Genomic DNA, 25,676 nt, shown 5'->3' with positions numbered 1-25,676 from the left:
ATCTTTATTAATTGAAGGAGGAAGAACAATGTCTAATCAATTCCAAGGAAACAACAAAAAAATCGGTGTAGGTGTTGTCGGAGCAAGCGCGACAAATCCAGGATGGGCGGTATTCGCTCATCTACCTGCTATCCAAAACTTGCCTGATTACGAATTGCGCGCCGTAAGCACCAGCAGACGCGATTCCGCCGAAGCGTCGGCCAAGGAGTATGGTGTGGTCGGTTACGATAACTATCAGGATATGATTAATGATCCGAATGTGGATCTGATCGTCATTGCTACGAATGTGGATACGCACTACAATATCGCTAAAGCCGCGATTGAAGCCGGTAAAATGGTGTTCAGCGAATTTCCGTTAGGCGTGACTACAGAAGAAGCGTACGATCTAGCTTCTCGCGCGAAAGCAGCAGGCGTTCGGACGATGGTCGGAACGCAGGCCAGATTTTCGCCGGCAATTCAATATGCGCATGATCTGGTCAAAGAAGGTTATATCGGAGAGGTCCTGTCTACAACGATGAATGGAACATCGTTGATCTGGGGTCCTGTTACACCGAAGAAATTCGCTTATACGTATGACGTCACCAAAGGCGCGACTTTGTTAACATCGCCGACTTTGCACGCGATCGACGGCCTGAATTATGTGCTTGGCGATTACGATAACGTGTCGGCGAAGTTCGCGATCCGCTTCCCGGAAGTGAAAGTTTTGGAAGATGAATCGACGGTTAAAGTAACGGCGCCGACTCACTTGGCTATTACGGGTACGCTGACGAGCGGTGTTCTTTCTACCGTCGTATACCGCGGCGAGACTTCGCGAGATGCCGACATGCGTTGGGAAATCAACGGCAGCAAAGGACAACTGGTTATCATTGCGGAAAATAACGGCAATATTCAAAATACCGCGTTGAAACTGTTTGGAGGCGTCGGCGAACAAACGAACTTAACCGAAATGGAAGTTCCGAGCAAATATTTCGATATCGTTAAAGACATTCCGGACGGACCGAGCAAGCTTGGCAACGTTGGATATGTCTATGCAAGCTTCGCCAAAGATCTTCGCGAAGGCACGCAAGTAACACCTGATTTCGCGCATGCCGTTAAGCGTCACCGCCTGGCAGATGCGATCACGAAAGCGAATGAGACAGGTACGACTCAGAAAGTAGATAACTCGAATCCGCTTTAATGCCATTCAAATGTTCATAAGAGGTGGGGGAACTTGTGGTTCCCCCATTTTATTTTGAGGGTGGCTGGTCGGCTTCTAAGATCGTACTAAGCCTATGAGGGGGATTGAAAAATGACAGCTGCCTACGCCAAATCATTTCAAGGCGTGCCTTTATCCATTCTGGATACGACCAATATCGTTGCCGGCGGCAATGCGAGGGAAACGCTGCTCAATAGTGCCGATTTGGCGCAAAAGGCTGAAAATTGGGGCTATTATCGCATCTGGTTCACCGAGCATCACAATATTCCAGCCATTGCGAGCTCAGCTACTTCTGTCGTGATGGGGTATATTGCAGCGGCGACGAAGCGAATTCGAGTGGGTTCAGGCGGTATTATGCTGCCCAATCATGCGCCCTTAGTAATAGCAGAGCAGTTCGGTACCTTGGAATCCATGTATCCGGGCCGCATCGATCTTGGCTTAGGCCGGGCGCCCGGCAGTGATCCGGCCACCTCGGCTGCGCTTCGCCGAGGTCGTGGTACAGGCGAGGACTTCCCGCAATTGCTGCAAGAGTTGAGAGGTTATTTTCAAGATAACGCCTCGGCCAGCGTGCGCGCATACCCGGGGACAGGACTTTCGATTCCGATTTGGCTGCTAGGCTCAAGCGATTTTAGCGCTCGGCTCGCCGCGGAGTTAGGGCTGCCGTTTTCTTTTGCAAGTCATTTTGCTTCCGATTTCACGATTCCGGCTGTTCAATTATATCGCGAATTATTCCGACCATCCAATGTCTTAAGCAAGCCTTATGTCATGGTCGGAATGAATGTGACCGTCGCGGAGACGAATGAACGGGCTCACTATTTGGCCTCGACTCAGAAGCAGATGTTTTTGGGCGTATTCAGCGGAAAAATGACGCCGCTCATGCCGCCGGTTGAAGATATGAGGCAGATCGCATCCGAGGAAGAGATTTTCATGCTCGAGCATAACTCGATGTATCGCAGCCTAACGATCGGAGATCGTGATAAATTGAAAACGAGCATGCAGAAACTGCTGCAGGATACTTCTGCCGATGAGATCATTATTACGACACAAATCTACGATCATCAAGACCGGCTTCGTAATTATGAAATCATCGCTGAACTGCTGGACTAATTTGGTTCGACGCGATACAGGGCGAGCAAACGCGATAGTACCGCTGGAACGAGATGCACGTGGTTTCGAATCGTGCTTCGCGAATTTTAGCGATAGTTATATTTGTATAATAATTTCATCTCAATATCAAAATAACTCAAATGTGCGAAGGGAGATCAATCATGTCGATATCTACAATGAAAGCCGCGATTTTGGAGCAATTCAAAGAACCATTTATCATCAGGGAAATACCACGGCCTGTTGCACGAAAAGGGGAAGTGGTTGTTAGAATCAAAGCGAGCGGCGTGAATCCACTTGATTTAAAAACGCGCGATGGCGCAGCCGCACATACCCGCACGACGACCCCTGCAATTTTAGGGCTTGATATGGCGGGGATCGTCGAAGTAGTTGGAGAAGGTGTTTCTGGATTCAAGCCTGGAGATGCCGTTTTCGGCATGACTGGCGGCGTCGGCGGTATTCAAGGATCTTTGGCGGAATATGCTGCGGTGGACGCAGCCTTACTGGCTAAAATGCCGTTAAAAATGTCGATGCGAGAAGCAGCCGCTTTGCCGTTGATCGCCATTACTGCATGGGAAGCCCTCATTGATCAAGCAAAGGTACAGTCGGGGCAAAAAGTACTCATTCACGGTGGAGCAGGAGGCGTCGGTCATATTGGTATCCAACTTGCCAACATGCGAGGCGCTAACGTGTTCGCGACCGGATCTGAAGTGAGTCAAACCGTCATCAAGAATCTAGGTGCGACGCCGATCGATTACACGGTCGCATCGGTAGAAGACTATGTACAAGCGCACACTGGCGGAGAAGGCTTCGATGTCGTGCTGGATACCGTTGGCGGCATAACGTTGGATAATTCTTTCCATGCCGTTAAGAAGTATACGGGCCACGTGGTCAGTATACTTGGCTGGGGAACGCATAGTCTCGCGCCTCTTTCTTTCCGTGCGGGAACTTATTCGGGGGTATTTACACTTATGCCCTTGCTTACCGGCAATGGGCGCGCGCATCATGGCGAGATTCTCCGCGAAATCGCGGCATGTTATGACCAAGGCAGGTTAAAACCGATTTTGAACGATCGGTTGTTTACCTTTGATCAAATCGAGGATGCTTATCGCGCTATGGGTGATAAGCAAGGCGGGAAAATCGTAGTGAGTATCGATTAACCGTAAAACGGTAAATTACATGATCAATCAAAGAGTGCTGTCCGAGGCGTTTGAACGCTACGGGCAGCACTCTATTTTTGTTTGTTCTTATCGCATACCAATTACAGGGATCGTACGTATAGATTTGAAAAATTGGTGAGAAGCTATTGTTGCAGGTGAGGTGAGCGAGGTGTGTCATGTTGGATGTGTTCATTTCTAAGGATCAGACAATAAGTCAGATGTTAGCGGAGAACGAACGAATGCTGAGGCAATTGTTCAATGCCTGTTTCGATATAACATTCCGGCCATTTCATCCATCCGATGGTCAAGCTGCATTACTTGTTTATATTGCCGGTCTAGCTGACACGGACAAGATAAATAATGAACTGTTCCGACCTGACACCCCTGAGCAATGGAAGGGTCTGTTTACGGATATTCATTTATCATCTGTTGCCTCAAGCGATGTAACGCAGTCCATGCAGGAAGCGGTCGAGCGATTGCTTCAGGGACAAACAGCCTTATTTGTTGAAGGTCGTTCTGACTGCATTTTTCTGGACTTGAAGGCAAAGAATGGACGAAGTATTCAGGAACCGGCGTTCGAACAAACGATTCGCGGTCCTCGAGACAGTTTTACGGAACAAATCGAAGTCAATGTGATCCTTATTCGCAAAAGAATACAATCGACGAGACTCAAGCTGGAATCGATCACAGTCGGCTCGATATCAAAAACAAGACTCATTATCGTTTATTTAGAGGGTATTGTTGAAGGGAAAGTCTTGAGCCAAGTCAAGGAACGGATTGGCCGCATTCATACAGATGCTATTCTGGAATCGGGTTACATCGAAGAATTGATCGAAGACGTGTCGTTTACGCCGTTTCCCCAAATTCAAATGACGGAGCGCCCGGATATTGTTGCAGCAAATTTGCTCGAGGGCAAGGTCGTCCTGCTAACCGACGGTACGCCTAATGCGCTGATTGTTCCAATGACGTTTTGGGCGACCTTTCAATCAGCGGAAGACTACTATGAAAGATTCATCTTCGCTTCCCTTATGAGATGGACAAGGTTGATCCTATTCGCTATATCGCTTTATCTTCCCTCGTTGTTTGTGGCTATCACGACATTTCATTCCCAGTTGATGCCAACGAATTTTTTATTCAGTCTCACCTCAGCTCGGGAGGGAGTACCTTTCCCTAGCGTGATTGAAGCGTTGTTAATGGAATTTATGTTCGAGGGTCTGCGAGAAGCAGGTATTCGCTTGCCCAAGGCGACTGGTTCTGCCGTCAGCATCGTTGGCGCCCTCGTGATCGGCCAAGCCGCCGTTCAAGCTGGAATCGTATCCGCTCCAATGGTAATTGTCGTTTCCGTGACCGGAATCGCTTCGTTCGCTATCCCTCGTTACAACATGAGCATTGCTTTTCGCATTTTAAGGTTTCCGATGCTCCTGCTTTCGGGAATGTTTGGATTGTATGGGGTTGCGATGGGCACGATCGGTTTACTTGTACACTTGGCCCGTCTGGAATCGTTCGGCGTACCGTATCTGTCTCCAGTTTCGCCTTTGCGGCCTCAGGGATTGAACGATGTGTTCGTTAGACCACCAAGGTCCAAAAATAAACGGTTTAGCAGTAGATATGCAAGCGTCCAGGAGGAAGACAGGCGATGAGGTGTAAAGGAATAACATTCTTTATGCTGCTAATGTTAGTCTCCATGTTGTGCGGCTGCTGGGACCGAAAAGAACTGAACGACCAACTTTTTGATTTGGCAGGCGGCATCGATTTGGACAGTAGTAAAAGTAACCACTATCTCATTAGCGCACAGATGTTCATTCCCGCTAAAACCGGAGAAGGACAGGAGTCATCGAAATCGACTTATTTTCTAGAGACGAGCCGAGGCAGAAACATTTACGACGCAATTGATAAGATGCAGCGCTATTTGTCTCGATCCATGACCCGTGCGCACAGGGGCAATCTTTTCATCGGAGAGAAGCTTGCCCGCACTGGGATTTCCGAAATTTTGGACTCCTATACACGCGATCCAAATAGTCGGATTCGGACTGATTTATGGGTTGTTAAAGACGGCACTGCGCTCGAATTAATGAAGGTAAAGTATCCATTAGAGAAACTGCCAGCGATGGCACCAATCAAGATCCATCAGGCTGCGGGAGGAGAAGTCGGAACCTCCTTGGTCGAGTATTTGATGGCTTCAAGAGGAGCAGGCAGTTTTCCAACACTACCGGTCGTGAAGATGATTTCCAAACCGGGTCTCGGCACTCGGACGATGACGTTTTATGGACGCGCCGTATTCAATCATGACCATAAACTACTGGGGTATTTGGACTACGATGAAGCGCACAACAGGGGATGGATCATCGGATTAATCAATAATGCCGTGCTTACAACCGAAATACCAGATCTGGTGACCGGGTTCGTTTCTCAACCGAAAAGCAAAATCCGAACCACGCTGTTGAAGTCAGGAGCCGTTAAGGCAGAGATTTTCATCAAAGGGCAGATCACTGTGAAAGAAAACGACTCTTCCCTTGATTTTTCAGAACAATCGAATCTTTTGAAATTGCAGCGATCTTTCAATCAGGAAATGAATAAGGAAATGATACAGCTTATCCATAAGGTGCAGAAAAACTTAAAGGCGGACGTGCTCGGCATTGGTGAGGTGGTTTATCGGCAACATCCGACTTATTGGAAGCAGAACAAAGAAAAGTGGGATGCAAAATTCGTGGAATCCGAAATCATAGTCCGTCCAAGACTGGAGATCAAACGAATCGGACTGCAAGGTTCGCCGGTACATGTAAAATGAAAGTTGGGCTCACATGAAACTTTCGACGAGTCAATTGTTTTGGCTCCTTACGACGATGGAGATCGGCATGACTGCGTTGTTGACGATCAGCGATACCTTTAAGGAAAGTGGACAAGCCGCTTGGATGTCAGTTATCCTGGCTGTTTTATCAAGCCTGGTCGTAACCTATATTTCACTCAAACTATGTATATTGTTCCCCGGCCAAACCTTCGCAGAGTTTGCTCCTGTTATTATCGGGAAATGGTTTGGCAATCTGCTTTTGATTCTGTATCTTGCGGTATGGTATTCCGTAGGGGGCATCATTCTTCGGGAGTATTCGGATTTCGTGCATATGGCATTGTTTTCGAAAACTCCTGTGTGGGTCGTAATGGTCATGATGATTGCAGTGATGCTCTTTGCCGGGTGGCATACAAACATTAGGGCGTTGCAGCGAGATTATCGGTCCATTTATAGTTGGAACCATCATGTTAATTACCGCTTTTTTGGCAAAAGACTTCCACCCATTACTGCTGTTTCCACTCCTACCTATGCAAGGTCTTAGCGCGTTGACGAAAGGAAGCCTTGGCGTGTTTTCGTTTTTAGGGGAATCGGTGGTGGTTGTAATGTTGATTGGAATCGTCTCTCCAAGACAAAAGGTTATCGCTGCTGCGACTGGAGGAGTTGCTTTAGCCGGCATGCTGCTTGTGGTGATGACGCTCAGCATTTGCATGGTCATCGGTCCTGTCTTACCAGGAGATTTTATTTATCCGATGTATTCAGTCATACAATACGTATCGGTCATGGAATTTATTCAAAATATCGACGTACTGGCGGTCATCGTTGTGATTTTCAGTATTTTTATTAAATTGTCCCTCTATTTGTTCGTTACCAGCTATGGGACGGCCAAACTCTTTAGAATCTCCAAGTGGAAACGAATGACTGGAGTGTCTGCGATCATTTTTTTTCTAATAGCTATGTACCCAGAAAACTTGGTGGAATCGCAAGTGGCTTTCCCGATATTTTGGAAAAAAATTGTGCTGCCGATCTTTATTGTCGGAATTCCACTTCTGTTGCTTTTAGTCGGTATGTTTAAAAAGCGGAGAGGTAAGCTAACCATGCCATAATGATTAAATGAATGGCGATAATGGTTCAAAAACACATACGAAAAAAAGGGGCCGCTAAACAGCAGTCCTATTTATCGTGAATTTCAATACTTGATTTGCTCTTGCTACGATAAGTTAGCGGGGAAACAAGGGATCAACATAAACATTGAGTATCCGTTGTCGAATGTCGGTTGGTGAATATTTTCGGTGTTCTTTAAGGAATATATATACAGATGGCTGCATTGTAGCCATCAGAGCATCAGCCATGAAAATCGGGTCCAGTACAACCCCCTGGTTTGTTGCAGCGACTGCTTCCAGTACTTTCAGAATAACAGAATGAATAGCTTCATAATGCTCAGAGTAGATAGGGGAGCTCTGTTGCTCACCGCTTGCTATGTCCGTTTGTATCACGGCTAGAATCGAGGAGTGCGTCTCCAAGGAATCCAAATGATAGGTGAGTACGGTTTCCAATTGCTCACGCAGCGGGATTTGAGTGTTTTTTGACAAATAATTATTCATTTTCTCATGGTTCCTTATGCAACTTTCTCCAATAAGATCCCAACAAAGCTCACCCTTATTTGTATAACTGCGATATAAGGTTCCCTGTCCGACACCAGCTTCTCTGGCGATCTGACGCATACTTACATGCTCCACGCCATACTCAGCAAATAGTGCAGCTGCCTTCTCTAAAATGATTTGTCTTCGTTGTTCTGCATCTTTTCGTAGTGTACGTTCTTGCGTCATGTCATCATCCCCTCGGGAAATATATGAATCCCATCGATAAACGGAAGGTTGTGGTGATTACAGATAAGCGAATCGCGTTCCACTTATGGTTGACTACATGGTACCTGTTTAGTCGTCTGCGGTCAATACTATGGTTTCCGCTAATGCAAGTTACCCCTTTGGAGCGCTATCGAGCGTCCAAAGGGGTAACTTTTTCATTCATTAGTTGTCAAACGGTATTACTTGCCGGTTACAGGATTCGTATTAGGATTCCAGTTTGCGAGAGGATCCATACGGAATCGGGTTAGAACCACGCTGCTAATTTTCCAGACGCCATCCACGCGCTTATAGGTTTCACTATATGAACCATACCCGTCATGCCCTGGTGGAGCGTCTTTGGCGGCAGGAAACGTCAACATATCCTCCATTGCCCAAATGCCCTTCGCGTTCTCCTTATCGATTATATCAATCTCGGGCATATGTCCGTGATGAACCGTAGGCGCCGCACCGATGACAGCCCCCGCCCCTTTGGCGAATGCTTCCCCGCCAGTAAATACATTTCCATCGATTTCAATACGAGCATCAGGCGTAAATAGCTGTGCAAAATCCGACCATTTTTTCTCGTCGATAAAACGGAAATAACGGGCTTTCAATTTTTTGATCTCTTCAACGTTTTCCAATTTTTTATATTTTTGTTCAAGTTTGGTAATTTGAGCAGCATGCTGGTCCAGGGATGATTGCTCTGCCTGATTATTTTGATCCGTGCATCCCGAAATAATAATAGTTAGAATAACGAACCCCAAAATCAAGCTTATTTGAAGCTTTTTGCTCTTCAACACATCGTCACGTCCTTTGTTTTTGTTTGTTTATGGTAAATTAATTTAAGTGTGCTGCACCAATGCTTCTTTTTTCTTTCTTAAACTGATCAAGGCCAGGAGCAACGCAACCAACGCGAAGCTGCCGCCAACGACTAATGCAGTTTGAAATCCCGACAGCATGGCTTCGTTGGACGATGGATCGGTTGCCGAAGCGGTTATTGAGCTTGCGACCGTAGCCAGGATGGACAATCCGAGACTGCCTCCTAGCTGCAGGAACGTATTTACGATGCCGCCGGCGACGCCATGCTCTTCCGGTCGCACATCACGCACGGAACCCACGATGATGGCCGTAAATCCGGCTGCCGTCGACAGACCGAGCAGAATGAAAATCGGTAAAATAAACGCGGCATACACGCTATCCATGGACATCGTGCTTAACCAGAATAAACCGAGCGCATTAACGAGCTGCGAAACGATCAACAACGTTTTGGCTCCGAATATGCGCATAAAGTAAGGCGTGATTTGGGTGGCTAGAACGGACGATAAGCCGAGCGGTAGAAAAGCTATGCCTGTTACTAATGAAGAATAGCCAAGCGCATGAAAATACAAGGTCGAGAAATAAATAAATGCGGTCATGAAGGAATACATCAAAAATCCGATAATATTCGATGATACGAGCGAACCGATACGAAACAATCGGAGCGGCATGAGCGGGTTTTTGGCGTATTTCTCGATCATGACGAATCCGACCAGAATAAGCGCTCCGATGATTAAGGTTCCGATTTTCGCGGTCGACCAGCTGCCGTCTACATCGGGCATGGACAACCTGTACACAAGAACGAATATGCCTAACAGCACGGCAATCGCGCCTGGCAAATCGACGGATTGTTTGTTCTTCTGCTCCATCGGTCTTTCTTTAACAAAAACTAACCCGATTATGATCGCAATCCCGAGCGGAACGTTCAAGAAAAACAATGACCGCCAGCCGACCGAGTCCGTCAGCAGCCCGCCGACGATCGATCCCGCTGCGAAACCGCCAGAGCCTAAAGCGCCGAAGATGGCAAAAGCTTTATTCCGTTGCGCGCCTTCGGGAATCGACGTACTAATCAACGACATTGCCGCGGGAATGGATAGCGCCGCGCCGATTCCTTGTATCGCCCTGCTCGCGATAAGCCAAACCGGATTCATCGCGAATCCGCCGGCAAGCGAAGCGGCTGCGAAGATCGCTAAACCAAGCGTTAACACGCGTTTCCTCCCGATCAAGTCGCTTGCGCGTCCGCCGATGAGCAAAAAACAAGCGAAGGTGAGGACATAAGACGTGACGATCCACTGTAGATTATTCGCATTCATATGAAGCGCCGTTTGGATCGACGGTATCGCTACGGTTACCGTGGAAGAATTCATGACTTCCAGAAATTGTGCGAAACAAACTAAAATCAATAACAACATATTCGCTTTAGAAATCCGATCGCTCATGTAAGTAACCCCTCTCTTTTAATATTCTTAAGTCTTAGCGCTCCAATGAGCATGAACCATCCAAGCAAGCCGGCGCTTCCGTATCCTCGACTGCGGAACGAAATTGAACGACGGGATGCTCTTCCGCCCAAGCCTGCTCTAACACCTCGGTAAATACTTCCTTCGTCTGTGCGCCGGAGGTGGCGTATTTTCCGTTGATTACGAAATAAGGAACGCCTCGAATACCTAATTTTTGCGCTTTAAGCTCATCCGCCCTTACTTCGGCGGCGTATTGCTCACTTTCCAGCATCGCGGCCGTCTCCGCGGCGTCCAGTCCGGCTTCTAAGGCAATCGCCACAAGCGTATTCAAGTCCCCAATATGCAAGGAATCGGTAAAATAGGCTTTGTACAGCCGTTCCAACAACTCTTTCGTTTTACCGAATTGCGCCGAATAATGCAGTAGACGGTGCGCGTTAAACGTATTCGTGTGTATCGCAGTATCATAATTAAATGTCAGGCCGTCTTGTTCTGCACGCTTTGTGATATCGTCATGTACGGTTTTCATATGTGCTCTCGTCGATCCGAATTTTTTGGCGGATAGCCCATAAATATCGTCATTTACGTTAATTTCCATGTGAGGATCAAGTTCAAAGCTGCGGTATACGATCTCCACCGAATCGCGATGCTCGAACTTCTTTAACCCTTCTTCAAACTTTCGCTTTCCGATATAACAATATGGACACACGATATCTGTCCAAATCTCTACCTTCATATGGTTCCCCCTGCTTTCTGGATGCATGCTGGATAAGGAGAAACATGCTCCTCCTCTTCATAACCGTTACCTTTTAGGCCTTGCTTAAGTTTACATTTTGTATTCACGCCCTAATCTATAATTGGCGATCGCGGTCCTCGAACTTACCTGCCTATAGAAGATGGATAAGATATGTTCTAAAAAGAGTCATCCGAGCACATAAGTGGACTGTGTTCCGCTTGTTAAAAACTATAACCGGACTACGTTCCGGTTGTCAACTGGATAATGCTCACGAATAGTTGGAAATCTTTCGCAAAGATGGGCAAGAACGCAGACATATCATTTTAGAAGCGTGTGATGACATTCATGGCGACTGCCTTGTGGATCTAAATTGGTTCAGAATGTGACTTAGATTTTAAAACAATGTGCCTATCCAATTGGATAGGCATTTTTGAAGAATTACAGATGTGCTTATTATGGCAGAATGTTACAATTGTAGTGGGCTTGCGGCAAGTGCATGGCTATGGAACCCGGTGTAACAATGTGAACCAGTACAAAGATAAGGCGTAGAAAAAATCCGGAGCCCGTACAACGAAATATCCGCTTGGGTCAGGAGGGGTAGAGTGGAACGAGGGCATGAAGAAGGTAAACGTGCATCTATTCGAATTCGAATGATGTCGTTCGTATGGGACTACGTTATCATTTCGGGTTATCTCCTGCTGTTATTCGGCGTCTCTTTTCTTGCAAAACCTCTGCTGGTTCCGTTGTTTACGACAAGTCCTTGGTCGGGGGAGATCACGGGGTTTCTATTGATTACGCTGCCCGTTTATCTCTACTTTGCAATAAGCGAAGGTAGCAAATCGCACGCGACATGGGGAAAGCGGAAAATGGGAATCGTAGTGGCGGGCGTGCATGGCCAGTCGATCGGATTGGGAATCTCTTTTTTTCGCTCGGCTCTGAAATTCCTTCCTTGGGAGTTGGCGCATTTTACGATTTGGCATATTGTTATCCCGACTGCGTACGGGGATTATTTACTTTATTCGTTATTTGCTGCTGTTTACGGGCTTGCCCTCATTTACTTGATAAGTCCCTTATTGAACACAAATAAACAAACCGTATACGACTTTATTGCGCGGACCGTTGTCATTTCCAAGGATAAAGCTGCATAGACCTCCGGCGGAGAAGCTGGGCCGGACATGTCATGAAGAAGCTCTGTGACCGCGTTTACCGGTCTTGGAGCTTCTTGTCGTTCTGCTTCACAATAGCCTTCTATCTACCGAAATAGGAGAGAGGAACAACGGAATGATGAACAGAGGAGATTGAACATCATGATGAAACGAAGATTGCGAACGATTGCCGCGGGTACCGCATTGACGGCAATGCTCACGGTTTCGCCAGCCGCATGGGCGTCACAGCCCGCCGCTCCTTACGCTGCAAGCATTGGAGCAGTGCAGCCGGTGCAGGTTAAGCTGTCTTATCCGGCAGCTGTCATCGACCTGCCGCTCGGATAGCAGCTGCCTGTCGCGGCGAAGCTCCAGCTGTCCGCGCGCGTGCAGCTGATCTATACCACGGGAAATCCGGTTATCGCGAAGGTGAACGAAGCAGGCGTGCTGATTCCTGTGTCGACGGGCCAAACGACACTGACGATCACCGTTTCGCAAGCCTCACCCGGATATGTCGGCTCGTTCAAGCTCCCGGTCAGCGTGACCGGCACGAAAAGGGCGCAGCTTGTCTTTACGCCGAAGCTTGAGGTGCGCACCGTGAAAGCAGGCGGAGGAAGCTTTACGGTACGGACGGTGGCCATACCGAAGGGAATGCCTGTAACGACAGGCTATGCGAACCGCAAGGTAGGCACAACGCAGCCGCTGAGTGCCTTGGACGCAGCTTATCATGCCGATATGGCCATTAACGGAGCTTTTTTTGATTCGTACAGCGGCGTGCCGGACCCTTACGACAACCTGATCAGCAGCGGACTTCCGCAGCATATCGGCAATACCGGTACTTCGATCGGTTTCAAATGGGACGGCAGCGCCGTCATGGATTCGCTGCGTCTTAGGATTAGCGGCACGGCTTTGACTTCGGATGGCCGCTCGAACTCGTGGTACGCATACGTTATGAACAGGCTTCCTTCCGGCCGAACGACCGCGACGCTCTTCACGCCGCAGCGGGGCAAAGCGATCGGCTTCTCGGCCGAGAACGCCATCGTCGTTCGGAAGGGGATCGTGACGGCCATTCACCACGGCGTGAATACTTCTATTCCGGCAGATGGCTGCGTGCTTGTTTATGAAGGCGGGGAGGCTGGTCAAGCCAAGCGATTTGAAGTCGGCGCTCGGATTGCATATTCGCTGCGAACGACGAATATGGACGGAGACGCTGTCGACTGGAGCGATGTTCACACGGCTGTAGGCGCTGGGCCAAGGCTTGTCACGAACGGCAAAGTCACGCTTCATCCGGCTGCTGAAGGCTTCCGGGATCCGAAGATTCTGACCGGCGACGGAGCCCGAAGCGGCATTGCCATTCGTAAGGACGGGTCGATTCTGCTTGCGACCGTGCCCGGCGCGACGATGAAGCAATGGGCGGACATTATGGTGCAATTAGGCGCGCAGCAGGCGATGAATCTGGACGGCGGCGCTTCCTCCGGCATGCTGTATGAAGGCCGTACCGTTACTGTGCCCGGCAGAGAGCTCAGCAATGCGCTGCTGTTCGGCAAGCAGCTGCGATACTAGGGCTGGAAGACAAAAACCCGCTTGCTTGCAATGGCTGTCAGCCTCGCAAGCAAACGGGTTTATTTTACATGCAATCAAGGTTCATCTATCGCATCCGGATAACTGTCCTCGCCGGGATAATTCCGGTCCATGCCGGCATGCTGCTCGCGGTCCTCGTAATCGAACCGGTTCGGCGAACGCATGTCGATCCGCCACGGGGTGCTTTTTCCAAGCGATGCAGTGACAATTCCAGAGCCGTAAGGCCCTTCGGGAAACTCTTGCGCAACAAGGTCGTTGCGCTGCGATTCCACCGACTTCAAATCGGTATACAATTGGCGATCTTCTTTCTTAAACATGGCAGCTACCTCCTGAGACGGTTTTGGTTGACTACCGTTTCAGTGTACCCACGTTAGTCGGTAAAATTCACCGTGCCTACCACGAGTTCTAAAAACTGGCGAAGATCGGCGCCTTCTTCTTCCGTAAGCTTGTACGTATATTCCAAGAACCCTTCTTCGTCCAAATCGTCTTGTCCGACGATCGCCGTGCGGCCGCTCTGGAGATCGGTAATCAGCTTCTTCCCGTAGAAGCGGTTCGTCGTCATGATCGCAAGATCAAACCTTTTCAGGTTCGGCGTTATGAAGGTAACGAAACGAGTCGTCGTTTGTTCGGTCGTATCGGACATGAAATCGTAATCAGGCAAAAGCATAGCATGATCCTCCTTTATTGGCTCTATCATAGCATAGCATTGCGTTCCGCTGGCGGGCAATACGGTACGGGTTCGAGAAACTTGGCTATTGCCATCCATGTAAGCGCTGTGCTATGATGTGAGCAATCAAATCGATGTACGTGAGGAAGCACCTCTTTTGCCATTAATGATGGCTGAAGGGGTGCTTTTTTTGCGTTTACCGGCCGCTCTATTGGCGCCATTCTCGCAGCGTTCGGGTTTGATCCATACCAATTTCTAATGGAGGTGTAGCTGCATGCAGGTCGTATTTCTAAACACATTCGAAAAAACGGACAGCGATAACGGGGCGGTTGGACAAGCACAGCTGTCGATTTGCGAACAGAACGGAGTTTGGTCGGTGATCTGGACGGATTCCGCGCAGGCTCAAGGAGAGGAACAATTTGTCTGGTACGAAGGCGGCTCATGGGAAGAGATGATGACGGCTTTCCGCCACGGTGTTTCCGTGCAGATGGGCGAAGGCTTCTCGCCGCTCATTGACGGCATGCTGGAGGATCGCAGGAGCTCGGAAGGGTCGGGCACGCTCTACTCAATGATACAATGCTATGGCGAGATGAACGGGGATGCGGATTTGTTCGAAGCGCTAAGGGAATGGCGGCGTTCGAAGGCTGTGGCAATCAAGAAATCGGCCTATCTGGTGGCGACGAACCGGATGCTCTGGATGATCAGCGCATTCGTGCCGCAGAAGCCGGAGGAGCTGCTCCAGATTCCAGGCTGGGGCGAATCGAAGCAGGCTGGCTATGGGGAAGAAGTATTGGCAATTACGCAAGCCTTCCAGCGCGAGACGCAGTTCCCCCTCGATTGGGTGGCGGAGATACTTGATCCGAAGAGCTATACGAAGTGGATGTTTAAACAGAAGGAGAATAAGTATAAAGCCCAGATGAGCCGGCAGCAGGAGAAGCGCGAGCTGCTTCGGGCAATTGCGGAAGGTAAATCGATCGAAGAGCTGCAGATGCAGATCGAGCTGCCGCGGCGAGACTTGATGGAACGAATCGAGCGCTTGGACAGCGAAGGCTATGACTTGGAGCCGTTGATCGAGAAGGAGCTGTCCAGCATGCCGGAATCGGAGCAGCAGCTGGTGTGGAATGCGCTTGGCACGATCGGTGATCGTTATCTGAAGCCCGTGCTTCATCAGGTCTACGGCGTAGAGGTCTCGCAAGGGAGGGGGAAGTCGGTTGATCTGCTCTATGATCGGCTTCGTCTTATACGGCTTCGTTACCGCAGGTCGAAGAGCAGTCATGTGTCATAGCGCCCAGATGGGATCCTCATATGCGATGATAGCGCCGTTGCTGCAAGGCTGACCGGTCTCGTAGGAACGGGAGCCTATTAATTGGACAGCCGCTTCGCGAAGCTGGTGCTTAGACGGCGCTTCCAGGCGTTCCTGCCATCCTTCTGAATCATTCGCTCGCAGCCATGCGAGTACGGCTCGCAGTACGGGAATGCTCTCATCCATGGCTTTGTCCCACATCGTCCAGACGCAGTCGTCGTGCCTGGTTTGTCCATCGGTTGGATCAAGCCAGGGGCGGCGGGCTTCATTGAGTATATCGAGCTTCGGCAGCTGGCATTTATACACGAACGGCTCGATTTGCCTAAAGGTTAAGAGACGCTTCAAGCCAGTCGGATCGTGGAACAGCCGCTGCGCCTTGATCATGTCGCGCATCGCGCTGCGCCAATGCTCTCTGGGAATCAGGGGAGCGAGCTCCCGATAGTGCACCGCTGTAATTTGCTCGAACGCATCCACAATAGCCTCTGGAAGCTCGCCTCCGTTATCGATTTCCCGCCAGACTTCCGTTTTCCATGTCTCGATTCCAAGAAGCTTGCGTACGATCAACGTATCCATCATGATCTCGAAGCGCTGATGGTCCCATTTGCGGAAGCCGGAACGGCTGAACACATAGGGATGCATGACGCGATCCAATAGATGATGCAGCAGGAAGCCGAGCGCATAGACAAGTGCGTTCTCCTTTGCCGTATCGCGGTCCGGCAGATGATCGACCGAATCCAGCAAATCCATCAGGACAGGGCCGCAATGCTGCGCGTGCATGTCATTGCCGAGCTTGGTCATGGTCCGATCCTTCTGCCAAGGCAAGAAATGATGATAGAATAGGAAATCCGGGCCTTGACAGCCCATATTAAACATGCGGCGTCTTGCCGGTATTGCGATCAGCGTCTCTTCGCCAAGCGCTTCTAGGCATCGCTGCCCGAAGATGAAGTGAGTCCATATATTCGGCACAGTCATCCTCCTTAGGACTATCGTTCGACAATTTTCTGCAAATCTTTAAAATATTGATTGTGATGTATAGTATACTTGTCCTAATTATTCCTGTATAATCAAATTTAAAGATGAATTGCAATCGAATCGAGTCGAAAAGGGGCGCTACCTCAGGATGAAGGCTGAATATATTAATCCCTTCTTAGAGTCCGCTAAAATAGTCATCGAGCAAGTTATTCAGATTAGACCTTCGACAGGACAGCTTGGCGTTAAGGACATCAAGTTCGTTGAAAGTTACATATGGATACAGATTGGCATAAACGGTCAAATGAACGGTGATATCGTATTCGGCTTGAGTGAGGAGGTTGCACTCAAAATGGTTTCTGCGATGATGGGCGGCTATGCGATTTCCGAGATGGACGAAATGGGCAAAAGCGCGATATCGGAGCTTGGCAATATGATCAGCGGCAATGCAAGCACGATGCTGTTCAATCAAGGGGTTCGAGTAGACATTACTCCGCCGAAAGTCGTGCATTCCGCGCAGGCAGCCGGGTTTAAAGAAACGAAGGCACTTACGATTCCTCTTATTATGGATGGCATCGGAGAGCTGGACATTCAGGTCTTAATTGCATCGTAACATGATTCTAGCTCCCTTGGGAGCTTTTTTTCGTGTTTGGGGCATCAAAAAGACCTGTGGTTTTGCCTATTTGTACCTGTTGCAGTAAACTGGGAAGCAGGTGATTGTTTATGCTGCATGGGAAAATTGTACTGATAACAGGCTCGGCAAGCGGAATCGGTGCAGAAACAGCCAGACAATTGGCCGTACAGGGAGCTGTACCGATTTTGACGGGGCGAAGCCGGGAGAAATTAGAGCAGGCTTCTGCTTCCATCGGAGGCAAGCATGGGTGCTATGTCCTGGATGTGACTGATTTCGACAGCATACAGGCTGTTGTCCGTCAGATCGAAGAGGCATATGGACGAATCGATGTGCTGCTGAACAATGCAGGGTACGGCGTTTTCGAATATTTCGCCGATGCGCCTCTCGAGCGGTTTGAAGCCATGATGGATACGAACTATATGGGAATCGTTCGATGTACGAAGGCTGTGCTTCCGATCATGCAGAAGCAGGGCGGCGGCCATATCATCAATGTGGCTTCCATGGCGGGCAAATTAAGCACGTCCAAGTCATCCGGTTACGCGGCGACCAAACACGCTGTGCTGGGATTGACGAATGCGCTGCGGATGGAACTAGCGGGATTGAACATTGCCGTATCCGCTGTAAATCCGGGACCGATCGATACGCCTTTCCTTCAGACGGCTGATCCTGAAGGTACCTATGCGAGCCGCGTGCGCGGTTATATGTTGAAGCCGGAGCAGGTTGCAGCAGCAATCGTCAAGGTCATCGAGCGGCGTACGCCTGAAGTGGACTTGCCGTTGTCGGCCTCGATCGGCATCCGTCTATATGGATTGTTTCCGCGTTTGGCGGACCGAATTGCGGGCCGTTGGCTCAATCGCAAATAGCAAGCAAGAACAAGAGGAGTTTGATGAATTTGACATGGGAATCGTTAGAGCTGCGGCCGCAGCTCGTCGAAGCGCTTAGAACTAATAAAATCGAAACACCGACACCGGTGCAGGCGGAGACGATACCGCTGCTGCTGGCTGGGCACGATATTTCGGCCAAGTCGCAGACCGGCACGGGAAAAACACTGGCTTATATGCTTCCTGCTCTGCAGCGGGTCGACGTGGCAAGAAGCGGCGTGCAGGTGATGGTGCTGGCGCCGACGCAGGAGCTCGCGATGCAGATATTCCGCGTAGCGGAGACGTACGGCGAAGCGATCGGCGTGAAGACGCAGCAGCTGATCGGGGGCGCATCGATGCAGCGCCAAGTAGAGAAGCTTCGCGAGCATCCGCATATCGTAGTCGGAACGCCGGGACGCATTCACGAGCTGGTGAAGTCCGGCAAGCTGAAGCTGCACGGCATCCGTCTTGTCATTATCGACGAAGCGGATCAAGTGTTTAATTTGGGTTCCACGATCGAGGTGGAGACCTTGCTGAAGGGTATGCTACGCGACCGGCAGATCGCTTTCTTCTCCGCGACGAGACCGCAGGAGATGGCGGATGTTGAGGAAAGGTGGATGCGGGAGCCGAAGCAGGTGAACGTTAGTCCTGATCAGAATGCGGGCAAGCAGGTGGCCCACTATTACATCGTCTGTGACAAGCGCGATAAAGTGGATACAGCGCGAAGATTGATCAGGCTGCTAAAGCCGGCAGCGGCGCTATTGTTCATCAATGAAACGGATGAGATCGCCAACTATGAAGCCAAGCTTGCCTACGAGGGTTTCTCGGTGGAAACCTTGTATGGCGATGCGGACAAGCAGCGCCGTGCGGCAACGCTTGCCCGGTTCCGTGACGGAAGGATCCAAATTCTGTTGGCTACAGACGTGGCGGCGAGAGGACTTGATATTGTCGATCTGCCGCTCGTCGTTCATTTGGACCCTGCACTGGATGCGGATCACTACGTGCACCGTTCCGGCCGGACGGGACGCATGGGCAAATCCGGTACCGTCGTCTCCATTGTGACGCGCAGCCAGCTGTTCATCATGGATAAGTTCCGCAAGAAGCTCGGCATTGATCTGCAGGAGAAGGTGATGGCTCGGGGCAAATTATGGAGTCCGGGCGAAGAGCAGGGCAGCCGGGAGTATGAACGAGGCGGCCGCGGCGGCGCCAATGGAAGAAGCGATAGCGGCGCTGAGCGTACAGGAGCCAGACTGGCCGCCGGACCATCGACGGGGCAGGCTGTCCGCAAACCGTCGGCACCTGTTCGATCGGGCGAGCGTTCCTTGGAGCGGGGAGCGGGCGGTTCCGATGACGGAACAGGAGCAAGAAGCAGTGCGCAGCCCAAAGCGGCGGCTAAACCGCAAGTTAAATCCAAAAAAGAACTGGAACGCGAACGCAAAAACAAAGGCGCGCCGAAGTGGCTGAAAGCCAAACGCGACGGAGAGCCGCAATAGCTTGCTGCTGATCGCAGACAATATGCACGAGCTCAAGAGCTGCCCAAACGTCATCTTCGGATGGCCGGGGCGGCTTTTTTTGGCGTTTATCTTGGGCGAGGGGTCTTAGGCGAAGCCGCTCAAATCCGTAGGATTTAAATTCATAAACCATGCATGAAACCTGCATTCAGGCACCTTTCAGGAGGCATTATTCGACGCTGTTTTCTTTCGAACTTTGACAAAACTTTCGGCTGTACCCCCTAAAATAAACGGGTTGCTCCCGAACGGTATGAGCGAAAGTAAATAAGCGGCATTGACCGCATTCGCGAGGAGAGTGGCAGCACCATGAAAAAAGCCATGTTTAAAAAGGCGGCAATTACATCTATGGCGTTACTGACCTTGGCAGGCGGCGCGACTAGCGCATTTGCTGACGGTAAAGGACACGGACACAACGGCAAAGGAAACGACAACCATAACGTTAAAAATAATAACAATCACAAAGGCGGCATCAATCTTCACTTCGAAGACGAGAAGGACTTGAAATGGGCGCTGGAATATATCATTCGTCTGGCATCCAAGGGCGTATTCAACGGCTACGAGGACGGCACGTTCAAGCCGCAGAAGGAAATTACCCGCATTGAATCCATCGTTGCAGCGGTGCGCTTGATGGGGCTTCGCGAGCAGGCGGAATCGCAGGCTGAAATGAGCACGAAGCTGAATTTCAAGGATGCGGATCAGCTGGCGCGCAAATACCCATGGGCAGTCGGTTATGTAGCAGTCGCTCTGGAGAAGGACTTGTTCTCGGAGACGGAAAATGCGATTCAAGCGGACAAGCCCGCGACGCGTTTGTTCGCGGCAACGCTGCTCGTGAAGGCGATGGGCCTAGAAGCGGAAGCGAAAGCGAAAGTAAACACGCAGCTTACATTCCGCGACGCGGATAAAATTCCGGCCGGCTCCGTCGGCTATGTCGAAGTCGCGATCGAGAAAGGCTTGATCACCGGCTACCAAGACAACACGTTCCGTCCGAATCAGCCTGTAACTCGTGCCGAGCTGGCAGCTTTGCTTGGCCGTACGGACGAGCAACTTCCGGATCACGATGCGACGGCAATTACCGGCAAGCTGAAAGCAGCGGCGACGAACGGCTCGATTACGGTCGTGAAGGCAGACAACAGCGAAGTTGCGCTGGCGCTTGATCCCAATGTCTTTATTTTCCGTGATAACGTGAAAGCAGCAGTTACGTCCCTGAAAGCCGGCGACGAAGTGCTTGTCCGCACGTACCAGAACAAAGTGGTATTCATTGAAGTAACGAAATCCGCAGTTGATCAGCCGGCCGTAACGACGCAGACAGGCACATTCAACTCGCTCGCGCTGAATGCCCAAGGCAAGATCGCAACGGTTTCCATTACGAAAGACGTAAACGGCAGTACGCAAGCGCTCGTGTATAACGTATCCCCGGATGCTGCCATCGTCGGCAATGCAGCACTGCTTACGAGCGGTCAAGCCGTTGAGCTTACTGTGCTGAACAATGTGGTTTACTCTATCAAAATTATCGCGTAGTCTTCAATAGAAGCAATAAAGCGAGAAGCAATCAAGCGGCTGTCCCGGTCATGAGCGATGACCCGGGCAGCCGCTTGTTTTTCATTTCTTCGATAATTTGGTAAAATTCAGGGTGAGAATGATGAGGTGAGCGCGATGAAGCCCGTATTGGAAGTGAAAGGGCTGACCGGCGGGTACAGTCCACGTCGGCCGGTTCTGCATGATTTGAATTTTGAAGTCGGCGCAGGTGAAATGGTTGGTCTGATCGGCTTGAACGGCGCAGGCAAAAGCACAGCGATTAAACATATCTTGGGCCTAATGCAGGCGCATGAAGGCGAAATTCGCATTGGCGGCCACACGCTTGCGGAAGAGCCTGAGCATTATCGCCATTCGCTGGCTTACGTGCCGGAGACGCCGCTGCTTTTTGACGAGCTGACGGTGGAAGAGCATCTTCGGTTAACGGGGATGGCCTATGATGTCGAAGAGGCGGCCTTCAATCAGAGAAGCGAGGGTTTGCTGGAAGAGTTCTATATGCTGCCTAAGCGAAAGGCGTTTGCATCACATTTATCCAAAGGGATGCGGCAGAAAGTCATGATCATGAATGCCCTGCTGGCTCGTCCTTCTCTCTACGTCATCGACGAGCCTTTCCTCGGCTTGGATCCGCTTGGCATTCGGTCGCTGCTGGATAAGCTGGTCGAGGTGACGAAGGAAGGCTCGTCGGTATTCATGAGCTCGCATATTTTGTCCACGGTGGAGTCGTACTGCAGCCGTTTCATTGTCCTGCATCAAGGCGTGATCGTGGCGCAAGGTACGCTTGCCGATGTTTGCGGGGCTGCCGGCATGTCGAGAGACGGCGGCGCGGGTTCGCTGGAGGAAGCTTTCTACCGGCTGGTTGCGGATGGGGGAACTCATGGATCGTTCCGTTGACGTGCTGTGGCGCAAGCGCGCCGGCGATTTCTGGCGCGGATGCATGCCTTATATTCGCGATATGACGCAAAGCGGTCTGCCCGGCGTCACGATTATGCTGCTGCTTGCAGGCCTCGCGGGATATGGGCTGCTGCTGCGGAATATGCCGGCTTCGTTTCCCTTCACGAGGACAGGCGTTATCGTGCTGACGCCGATCCTTTGCTGGAGTCCGCTTCGGACATGGCTGCGCGAAGCGGATGTTGTCTTCCTCGTGCCGCGTGAAGCGGAGATGCCTGCCTACCTCTGGAGGTCGTTTCGATATAATGGACTGGCTTGCTGTGCCGGGGTGCTGTTCGTTTGCGCAGCATACCTACCCTTATATCTGGCAGGGCCATCGTTCACGCCGGTGTCGCTGGTGGTTGGCGGCGCGCTGCTGATGAAGCTGTTGAATACGGGAGGCGCATGGCGTGAGCGTCAGCTTGTCGGGCGGAGCTGGAGACGAAGCTTTCGCTTGATGCGCTGGGCGGCGACGGCTGTGGCGACTGCGGCTTTGCTGCAGACAGAAATTTGGAAAACAGTGATTTACCTTGCGGTGGTTAGTGCGCTGTTCGGGCTGCTCTATTGGCGCGCTTCCAGGTATGCGTTTCCTTGGATGACGCTGATTCATGAAGAGCAGCTGACGCGCCGGAGGTATATGGCTTTCTTCAGCTCCTTCGCCGATGTGCCGACGGAGTCCGCGGCTGTGCGCTCCAGGCCGTACCTTTCTTGGATGACCCGGTTTGTCCGCTATGGCAAACGCAGTGCCTTCATCTATCTCTATGCGCATACGCTTATTCGGACCGAGCTTGGCGGAATTGTCATCCGGTTCACGGCGCTCGGTATCATCTCCGGCATACTGGCAGCTTATGCCGGGCTATTGCAAGGCTGGGGCTCGGCCGCGGTGTGTCTGTTATTCGTCTGGCTCAGCGGCATTCAGCTGGGGTCGCTTGCTCAGTCGCACCGCCATTCAGTGTGGCGGCTCGTATATCCGCTGCCAGACGTTACCCGTCATGATGCGGTGCTGCGCGTCGATCGCGTTGCTTCGCTGATCTGTGCGATTGTCATCTGGCTTCCGCATGGTATTTTGCTGCCGAGCCGGGGAGCGCTCGTGCCCGCCTTGGCGGCACTTGTACTGGCGATCCTCTATGTGCTGGTGCTGCGGCCGGCTCGGGTAAAGCGGCTGCTGTCGTTCGACGAGGACGATTAGGGGCTCCGGTGTTTGCGATTGGCGCTCCCGTGGTGCTTCGCACCAAAGTCGCTCCAATGCGCAAAACCTTCGCTTGCAGCTTGATGGGGGTGTACTCGGGGAAGCGATGGGCTCCGGTGTTTGCGATTGGCGCTCTCGTGGTGCTTCGCACCAAAGTCGCTCCAATGCGCAAAACCTTCGCTTGCAGCATGATGCCAGGTCTCCGGTGTTTGCGATTGGCGCTCCCGTGGTGCTTCGCACCAAAGTCGCTCCAATGCGCAAAACCTTCGCTTGTAGCTTGATGGGGGCGTACTCGGGAAGCGATGGCTCCGGTGTTTGCGATTGGCGCTCCCGTGGTGCTTCGCACCAAAGTCGCTCCAATGCACCAAAACCTTCGCTTGCAGCGAGAATACAGCAGCATAATGCCAACAAAGCAGCTTCCTTTACAGGGGAGCTGCTTTTGCTTTGAGGTCGAGGCGATAGCCCTTGACGAGGGTTTCGCCGTTCATGACGTCGGTGTTGAAGGCGCGTTCGAAGCCGAGCCGCTCATAGAGGCTGACGGCTGAAGCCATCATGTCGGAGGTATGGAGATGCAGCCAATCCGCGCCGAGCTGGACGGCTCTTGCCGCGGCTTCGCGGATTAGCGATGTGGCGATGCCTCTGCCCCGCTGTTCGGGAGGGACGGCAAGATAGCGGATGATCGGGCTCGTGATCCCGAGCTCCGGTGCGCCGTAGGCCGCTTCCGAGGAGAGAAACAATTGCACCGATCCGACGATGCGTCCTTCGATTTCCGCAAGGATTCGAGCGGCCGGGCCTTCGTTGTCGAAGGAGGCAAGAATCGATTGGCGGTACAACGCCCATTTGTCAGACGGCAAGGTCTCCTCGTATTGCCGATAGGCTTCAATCATAACTTGCAGCACCTCCTCGCGGTCCGCAGCTCTCGCGTCCCGGATCGTCACCGTGATGGCATCGCTCATTTCTAACTCCTCCTTGAACGGCTACAACTTCCAGCCAGTTCTTATATGCGCTTACTATACGCCATTATTCACACTAATCATATGGGATATATAAGAATTTAATATATCGATAGATATAATAAATGCTTCTTCTGCCTATTTTCAGAAGAGTGATCGCATTAACAGTAATTGACGGTCTAAGCTAACGTGCAGTAGAATATTTTTAATTCCAAGTTATTTTATGGGAAAAATAAGGTATAAAGGGGCGAGCGAACGGTGAACATCGAAAACATTGAAGCCTTTGTCTATGTCAATCATTATGGGAGCTTCAATAAAGCCGCCGAGGTGCTGTTCTTGTCCCAACCTTCCGTTACGGCTCGAATCCAAACGCTGGAGCGGGAGCTCGACTGCAAGTTGTTCGACAGACTGGGTAAGCAAATCGCGTTAACGGAGAAAGGAAGGCAGTTTCTGCCGTACGCGCAGCAAATCATGCAGACGTTCCAGAAGGGCAAGCTGCATATGCAGCAGCGCAAATCCGTCCCCCACGAGCTGCGGATCGGCGCGACGGTATCGGTATCGAACTACGTGATTCCGAGTCTGCTGCCGAAGCTGAAGCAGCTGTATCCGGACCTCCATATTAAGCTCGCTACGGCATCAACCGACGATCTGGTAAACAAGCTGCACAACAAGGAGATCGACTTGGCGTTCGTGCGTAAAGTGGTCCATCCAACGCTGCTTTCTTATACCTTTTATGAGGATCCTATAAAGCTTTATGTCTATGAGGAGCACCCCTTTACGCAGCAGAACGAAATCTCGATCGAGGAGATCAGCTTTCAGCCGCTCGTCTTTTTCGAGTGCGGATCCTTCGATTGGATGCGGGTACACCGCGTATTCGAGAGCTTGAATCGCCAGCCGAATATCGAGTATCTGGTCGATAATTCAGAGGCGGCGAAGAAGCTTGTGCTGGAGCGCGCCGGGATCTGCTTCCTGCCTGACCTTTGCGTGCAGGAGGAGGTGAGAGAGAAGCGGCTGTTTCCGATCGCTTTTAAAGAAATCAACGGAATTATGCTCCAGACGAACTTGATTGCCCGAAACGGCGAGCATGCGATGTTCGCAGAAGCGCTCCTCGAAATCGGCCGGTCTCTCTTCGGGCAAGGCGGCAGAAACGATTGAATGTCTAGATCGACGTATAGAAAATCTCTATTGGCTGATGGATTGACGGCAATGAAACCGGAATGATAAATTAGTTTCAAGATAATTCCGACTAAATCTATTGGAATTATAAAAATTAGAGAACGCAACGATCTACCATTCCTGTGGAGGTCCGA

26 protein-coding genes are annotated in these 25,676 nt (G+C 50.9%); 18 read left to right on the top strand and 8 right to left on the bottom strand.

Annotated features, from left to right (window positions below):
* The first annotated feature begins 28 nt into the window (after nucleotides 1–28).
* From KXU80_RS12610 to KXU80_RS12580, 7 genes are all read left to right on the top strand, one after another.
* Nucleotides 29–1,177 (top strand): Gfo/Idh/MocA family protein, encoded by a 1,149-nt coding sequence (locus KXU80_RS12610; protein ID WP_219838540.1) that lies wholly within the window; start codon nucleotides 29–31, stop codon nucleotides 1,175–1,177.
* A gap of 111 nt (nucleotides 1,178–1,288) precedes the next feature.
* Nucleotides 1,289–2,302 (top strand): LLM class flavin-dependent oxidoreductase, encoded by a 1,014-nt coding sequence (locus tag KXU80_RS12605; protein ID WP_219838539.1) that lies wholly within the window; start codon nucleotides 1,289–1,291, stop codon nucleotides 2,300–2,302.
* Nucleotides 2,303–2,478: 176 nt separating this feature from the next.
* The gene (locus tag KXU80_RS12600; RefSeq protein WP_219838538.1) at nucleotides 2,479–3,459 is read left to right on the top strand and encodes a zinc-dependent alcohol dehydrogenase family protein; all 981 of its coding nucleotides are present in this window, start codon (nucleotides 2,479–2,481) and stop codon (nucleotides 3,457–3,459) included.
* A 239-nt stretch (nucleotides 3,460–3,698) separates the two neighbouring features.
* A complete protein-coding gene (locus KXU80_RS12595; RefSeq protein WP_219838537.1) occupies nucleotides 3,699–5,099 on the top strand; it encodes a spore germination protein in 1,401 nt (466 codons plus the stop codon).
* Nucleotides 5,096–6,247 (top strand): Ger(x)C family spore germination protein, encoded by a 1,152-nt coding sequence (locus KXU80_RS12590; RefSeq protein WP_219838536.1) that lies wholly within the window; start codon nucleotides 5,096–5,098, stop codon nucleotides 6,245–6,247. Before KXU80_RS12595 ends, KXU80_RS12590 begins: the two co-directional genes overlap by 4 nt.
* A gap of 13 nt (nucleotides 6,248–6,260) precedes the next feature.
* Nucleotides 6,261–6,788 carry a GerAB/ArcD/ProY family transporter gene (locus KXU80_RS12585; RefSeq protein ID WP_219838535.1) on the top strand — a complete coding sequence of 176 codons (528 nt, stop codon included), beginning with the start codon at nucleotides 6,261–6,263 and terminating at the stop codon, nucleotides 6,786–6,788.
* Entirely contained in the window at nucleotides 6,682–7,350 is a 669-nt protein-coding gene (locus tag KXU80_RS12580; protein ID WP_258171450.1) for a GerAB/ArcD/ProY family transporter, read from the top strand. Before KXU80_RS12585 ends, KXU80_RS12580 begins: the two co-directional genes overlap by 107 nt.
* Before the next feature lie 114 nt (nucleotides 7,351–7,464).
* On the opposite strand, the gene KXU80_RS12575 is transcribed toward KXU80_RS12580, so the two are convergent.
* The 4 genes from KXU80_RS12575 to KXU80_RS12560 form a co-directional block, all read right to left on the bottom strand.
* A complete protein-coding gene (locus KXU80_RS12575; RefSeq protein WP_219838533.1) occupies nucleotides 7,465–8,073 on the bottom strand; it encodes a TetR/AcrR family transcriptional regulator in 609 nt (202 codons plus the stop codon).
* Nucleotides 8,074–8,291: 218 nt separating this feature from the next.
* Nucleotides 8,292–8,891, bottom strand: coding sequence for a nuclear transport factor 2 family protein (locus KXU80_RS12570; protein ID WP_219838532.1), 600 nt, complete (start codon nucleotides 8,889–8,891; stop codon nucleotides 8,292–8,294).
* A 42-nt stretch (nucleotides 8,892–8,933) separates the two neighbouring features.
* Complete coding sequence (locus KXU80_RS12565; RefSeq protein WP_219838531.1) at nucleotides 8,934–10,346, bottom strand: MFS transporter; 1,413 nt, start codon at nucleotides 10,344–10,346, stop codon at nucleotides 8,934–8,936.
* Nucleotides 10,347–10,380: 34 nt separating this feature from the next.
* Entirely contained in the window at nucleotides 10,381–11,097 is a 717-nt protein-coding gene (locus tag KXU80_RS12560; protein WP_219838530.1) for a DsbA family oxidoreductase, read from the bottom strand.
* 602 nt (nucleotides 11,098–11,699) lie between these two features.
* Between KXU80_RS12560 and KXU80_RS12555 the strand changes: the two genes are divergently transcribed.
* The 3 genes from KXU80_RS12555 (at nucleotide 11,700) to KXU80_RS12545 (ending at nucleotide 13,802) form a co-directional block, all read left to right on the top strand.
* Complete coding sequence (locus KXU80_RS12555) at nucleotides 11,700–12,245, top strand: RDD family protein (protein ID WP_258171371.1); 546 nt, start codon at nucleotides 11,700–11,702, stop codon at nucleotides 12,243–12,245.
* 159 nt (nucleotides 12,246–12,404) lie between these two features.
* The gene (locus KXU80_RS12550) at nucleotides 12,405–12,587 is read left to right on the top strand and encodes a hypothetical protein (protein ID WP_219838529.1); all 183 of its coding nucleotides are present in this window, start codon (nucleotides 12,405–12,407) and stop codon (nucleotides 12,585–12,587) included.
* A 39-nt stretch (nucleotides 12,588–12,626) separates the two neighbouring features.
* Complete coding sequence (locus KXU80_RS12545) at nucleotides 12,627–13,802, top strand: phosphodiester glycosidase family protein (RefSeq protein ID WP_219838528.1); 1,176 nt, start codon at nucleotides 12,627–12,629, stop codon at nucleotides 13,800–13,802.
* 74 nt (nucleotides 13,803–13,876) lie between these two features.
* Here the strand turns inward: KXU80_RS12545 and KXU80_RS12540 are convergent, their stop codons facing one another.
* Complete coding sequence (locus tag KXU80_RS12540; RefSeq protein WP_219838527.1) at nucleotides 13,877–14,137, bottom strand: hypothetical protein; 261 nt, start codon at nucleotides 14,135–14,137, stop codon at nucleotides 13,877–13,879.
* Between the two features lie 53 nt (nucleotides 14,138–14,190).
* Nucleotides 14,191–14,487 (bottom strand): DUF3055 domain-containing protein, encoded by a 297-nt coding sequence (locus KXU80_RS12535; RefSeq protein WP_219838526.1) that lies wholly within the window; start codon nucleotides 14,485–14,487, stop codon nucleotides 14,191–14,193.
* Nucleotides 14,488–14,761: 274 nt separating this feature from the next.
* On the opposite strand from KXU80_RS12535, the gene KXU80_RS12530 reads away from it, so the two are divergent.
* Nucleotides 14,762–15,772, top strand: a complete 1,011-nt coding sequence (locus tag KXU80_RS12530; RefSeq protein ID WP_219838525.1) for an HRDC domain-containing protein — start codon at nucleotides 14,762–14,764, stop codon at nucleotides 15,770–15,772.
* On the opposite strand, the gene KXU80_RS12525 is transcribed toward KXU80_RS12530, so the two are convergent.
* Nucleotides 15,767–16,756: a zinc dependent phospholipase C family protein gene (locus KXU80_RS12525; protein ID WP_219838524.1), complete on the bottom strand. Its 990-nt coding sequence runs from the start codon at nucleotides 16,754–16,756 to the stop codon at nucleotides 15,767–15,769. The two genes, KXU80_RS12530 and KXU80_RS12525, sit on opposite strands and share 6 nt — an antisense overlap.
* A gap of 154 nt (nucleotides 16,757–16,910) precedes the next feature.
* Here KXU80_RS12525 and KXU80_RS12520 point away from each other — a divergent pair, with 154 nt between their 5' ends.
* The 6 genes from KXU80_RS12520 to KXU80_RS12495 all read left to right on the top strand — a co-directional run bounded on the left by KXU80_RS12520 (nucleotide 16,911) and on the right by KXU80_RS12495 (nucleotide 23,413).
* Nucleotides 16,911–17,372, top strand: coding sequence for a chemotaxis protein CheX (locus KXU80_RS12520; RefSeq protein WP_219838523.1), 462 nt, complete (start codon nucleotides 16,911–16,913; stop codon nucleotides 17,370–17,372).
* 110 nt (nucleotides 17,373–17,482) lie between these two features.
* Nucleotides 17,483–18,256, top strand: coding sequence for an SDR family NAD(P)-dependent oxidoreductase (locus KXU80_RS12515; protein ID WP_219838522.1), 774 nt, complete (start codon nucleotides 17,483–17,485; stop codon nucleotides 18,254–18,256).
* Between the two features lie 23 nt (nucleotides 18,257–18,279).
* Nucleotides 18,280–19,746, top strand: a complete 1,467-nt coding sequence (locus tag KXU80_RS12510) for a DEAD/DEAH box helicase (RefSeq protein ID WP_219838520.1) — start codon at nucleotides 18,280–18,282, stop codon at nucleotides 19,744–19,746.
* Between the two features lie 324 nt (nucleotides 19,747–20,070).
* Nucleotides 20,071–21,282: an S-layer homology domain-containing protein gene (locus KXU80_RS12505; protein ID WP_219838519.1), complete on the top strand. Its 1,212-nt coding sequence runs from the start codon at nucleotides 20,071–20,073 to the stop codon at nucleotides 21,280–21,282.
* A gap of 135 nt (nucleotides 21,283–21,417) precedes the next feature.
* Nucleotides 21,418–22,188, top strand: a complete 771-nt coding sequence (locus tag KXU80_RS12500; RefSeq protein WP_219838518.1) for an ABC transporter ATP-binding protein — start codon at nucleotides 21,418–21,420, stop codon at nucleotides 22,186–22,188.
* On the top strand, nucleotides 22,172–23,413 hold the full coding sequence (locus KXU80_RS12495; protein ID WP_219838517.1) for an ABC transporter permease: 1,242 nt from the start codon (nucleotides 22,172–22,174) through the stop codon (nucleotides 23,411–23,413). The genes KXU80_RS12500 and KXU80_RS12495 overlap by 17 nt, the downstream gene beginning before the upstream one ends.
* Nucleotides 23,414–23,835: 422 nt before the next feature.
* Here the strand turns inward: KXU80_RS12495 and KXU80_RS12490 are convergent, their stop codons facing one another.
* On the bottom strand, nucleotides 23,836–24,369 hold the full coding sequence (locus tag KXU80_RS12490) for a GNAT family N-acetyltransferase (protein WP_219838516.1): 534 nt from the start codon (nucleotides 24,367–24,369) through the stop codon (nucleotides 23,836–23,838).
* A 255-nt stretch (nucleotides 24,370–24,624) separates the two neighbouring features.
* On the opposite strand from KXU80_RS12490, the gene KXU80_RS12485 reads away from it, so the two are divergent.
* A complete protein-coding gene (locus KXU80_RS12485; protein WP_219838515.1) occupies nucleotides 24,625–25,521 on the top strand; it encodes a LysR family transcriptional regulator in 897 nt (298 codons plus the stop codon).
* Nucleotides 25,522–25,676: the final 155 nt, after the last annotated feature.

The sequence above is a fragment of the Paenibacillus sp. R14(2021) genome, from assembly GCF_019431355.1.
Classification (GTDB): Bacteria; Bacillota; Bacilli; order Paenibacillales; family Paenibacillaceae; genus Paenibacillus_Z.
This window is presented reverse-complemented; position numbering and strand designations above follow the sequence as displayed.

Bases quoted from the DNA above. Each gene is read 5' to 3' on its own strand.
- KXU80_RS12500 (WP_219838518.1), top strand. From the start codon at position 21,418: ATGAAGCCCGTATTGGAAGTGAAAGGGCTGACCGGCGGGTACAGTCCA.
- KXU80_RS12520 (WP_219838523.1), top strand. From the start codon at position 16,911: ATGAAGGCTGAATATATTAATCCCTTCTTAGAGTCCGCTAAAATAGTC.
- KXU80_RS12540 (WP_219838527.1), bottom strand. From the start codon at position 14,137: ATGTTTAAGAAAGAAGATCGCCAATTGTATACCGATTTGAAGTCGGTG.
- KXU80_RS12515 (WP_219838522.1), top strand. From the start codon at position 17,483: ATGCTGCATGGGAAAATTGTACTGATAACAGGCTCGGCAAGCGGAATC.
- KXU80_RS12490 (WP_219838516.1), bottom strand. From the start codon at position 24,369: ATGAGCGATGCCATCACGGTGACGATCCGGGACGCGAGAGCTGCGGAC.
- KXU80_RS12535 (WP_219838526.1), bottom strand. From the start codon at position 14,487: ATGCTTTTGCCTGATTACGATTTCATGTCCGATACGACCGAACAAACG.
- KXU80_RS12610 (WP_219838540.1), top strand. From the start codon at position 29: ATGTCTAATCAATTCCAAGGAAACAACAAAAAAATCGGTGTAGGTGTT.
- KXU80_RS12600 (WP_219838538.1), top strand. From the start codon at position 2,479: ATGAAAGCCGCGATTTTGGAGCAATTCAAAGAACCATTTATCATCAGG.
- KXU80_RS12495 (WP_219838517.1), top strand. From the start codon at position 22,172: ATGGATCGTTCCGTTGACGTGCTGTGGCGCAAGCGCGCCGGCGATTTC.
- KXU80_RS12530 (WP_219838525.1), top strand. From the start codon at position 14,762: ATGCAGGTCGTATTTCTAAACACATTCGAAAAAACGGACAGCGATAAC.
- KXU80_RS12585 (WP_219838535.1), top strand. From the start codon at position 6,261: ATGAAACTTTCGACGAGTCAATTGTTTTGGCTCCTTACGACGATGGAG.
- KXU80_RS12595 (WP_219838537.1), top strand. From the start codon at position 3,699: ATGCTGAGGCAATTGTTCAATGCCTGTTTCGATATAACATTCCGGCCA.
- KXU80_RS12560 (WP_219838530.1), bottom strand. From the start codon at position 11,097: ATGAAGGTAGAGATTTGGACAGATATCGTGTGTCCATATTGTTATATC.
- KXU80_RS12605 (WP_219838539.1), top strand. From the start codon at position 1,289: ATGACAGCTGCCTACGCCAAATCATTTCAAGGCGTGCCTTTATCCATT.
- KXU80_RS12565 (WP_219838531.1), bottom strand. From the start codon at position 10,346: ATGAGCGATCGGATTTCTAAAGCGAATATGTTGTTATTGATTTTAGTT.
- KXU80_RS12590 (WP_219838536.1), top strand. From the start codon at position 5,096: ATGAGGTGTAAAGGAATAACATTCTTTATGCTGCTAATGTTAGTCTCC.
- KXU80_RS12505 (WP_219838519.1), top strand. From the start codon at position 20,071: ATGAAAAAAGCCATGTTTAAAAAGGCGGCAATTACATCTATGGCGTTA.
- KXU80_RS12510 (WP_219838520.1), top strand. From the start codon at position 18,280: ATGAATTTGACATGGGAATCGTTAGAGCTGCGGCCGCAGCTCGTCGAA.
- KXU80_RS12550 (WP_219838529.1), top strand. From the start codon at position 12,405: ATGATGAAACGAAGATTGCGAACGATTGCCGCGGGTACCGCATTGACG.
- KXU80_RS12575 (WP_219838533.1), bottom strand. From the start codon at position 8,073: ATGACGCAAGAACGTACACTACGAAAAGATGCAGAACAACGAAGACAA.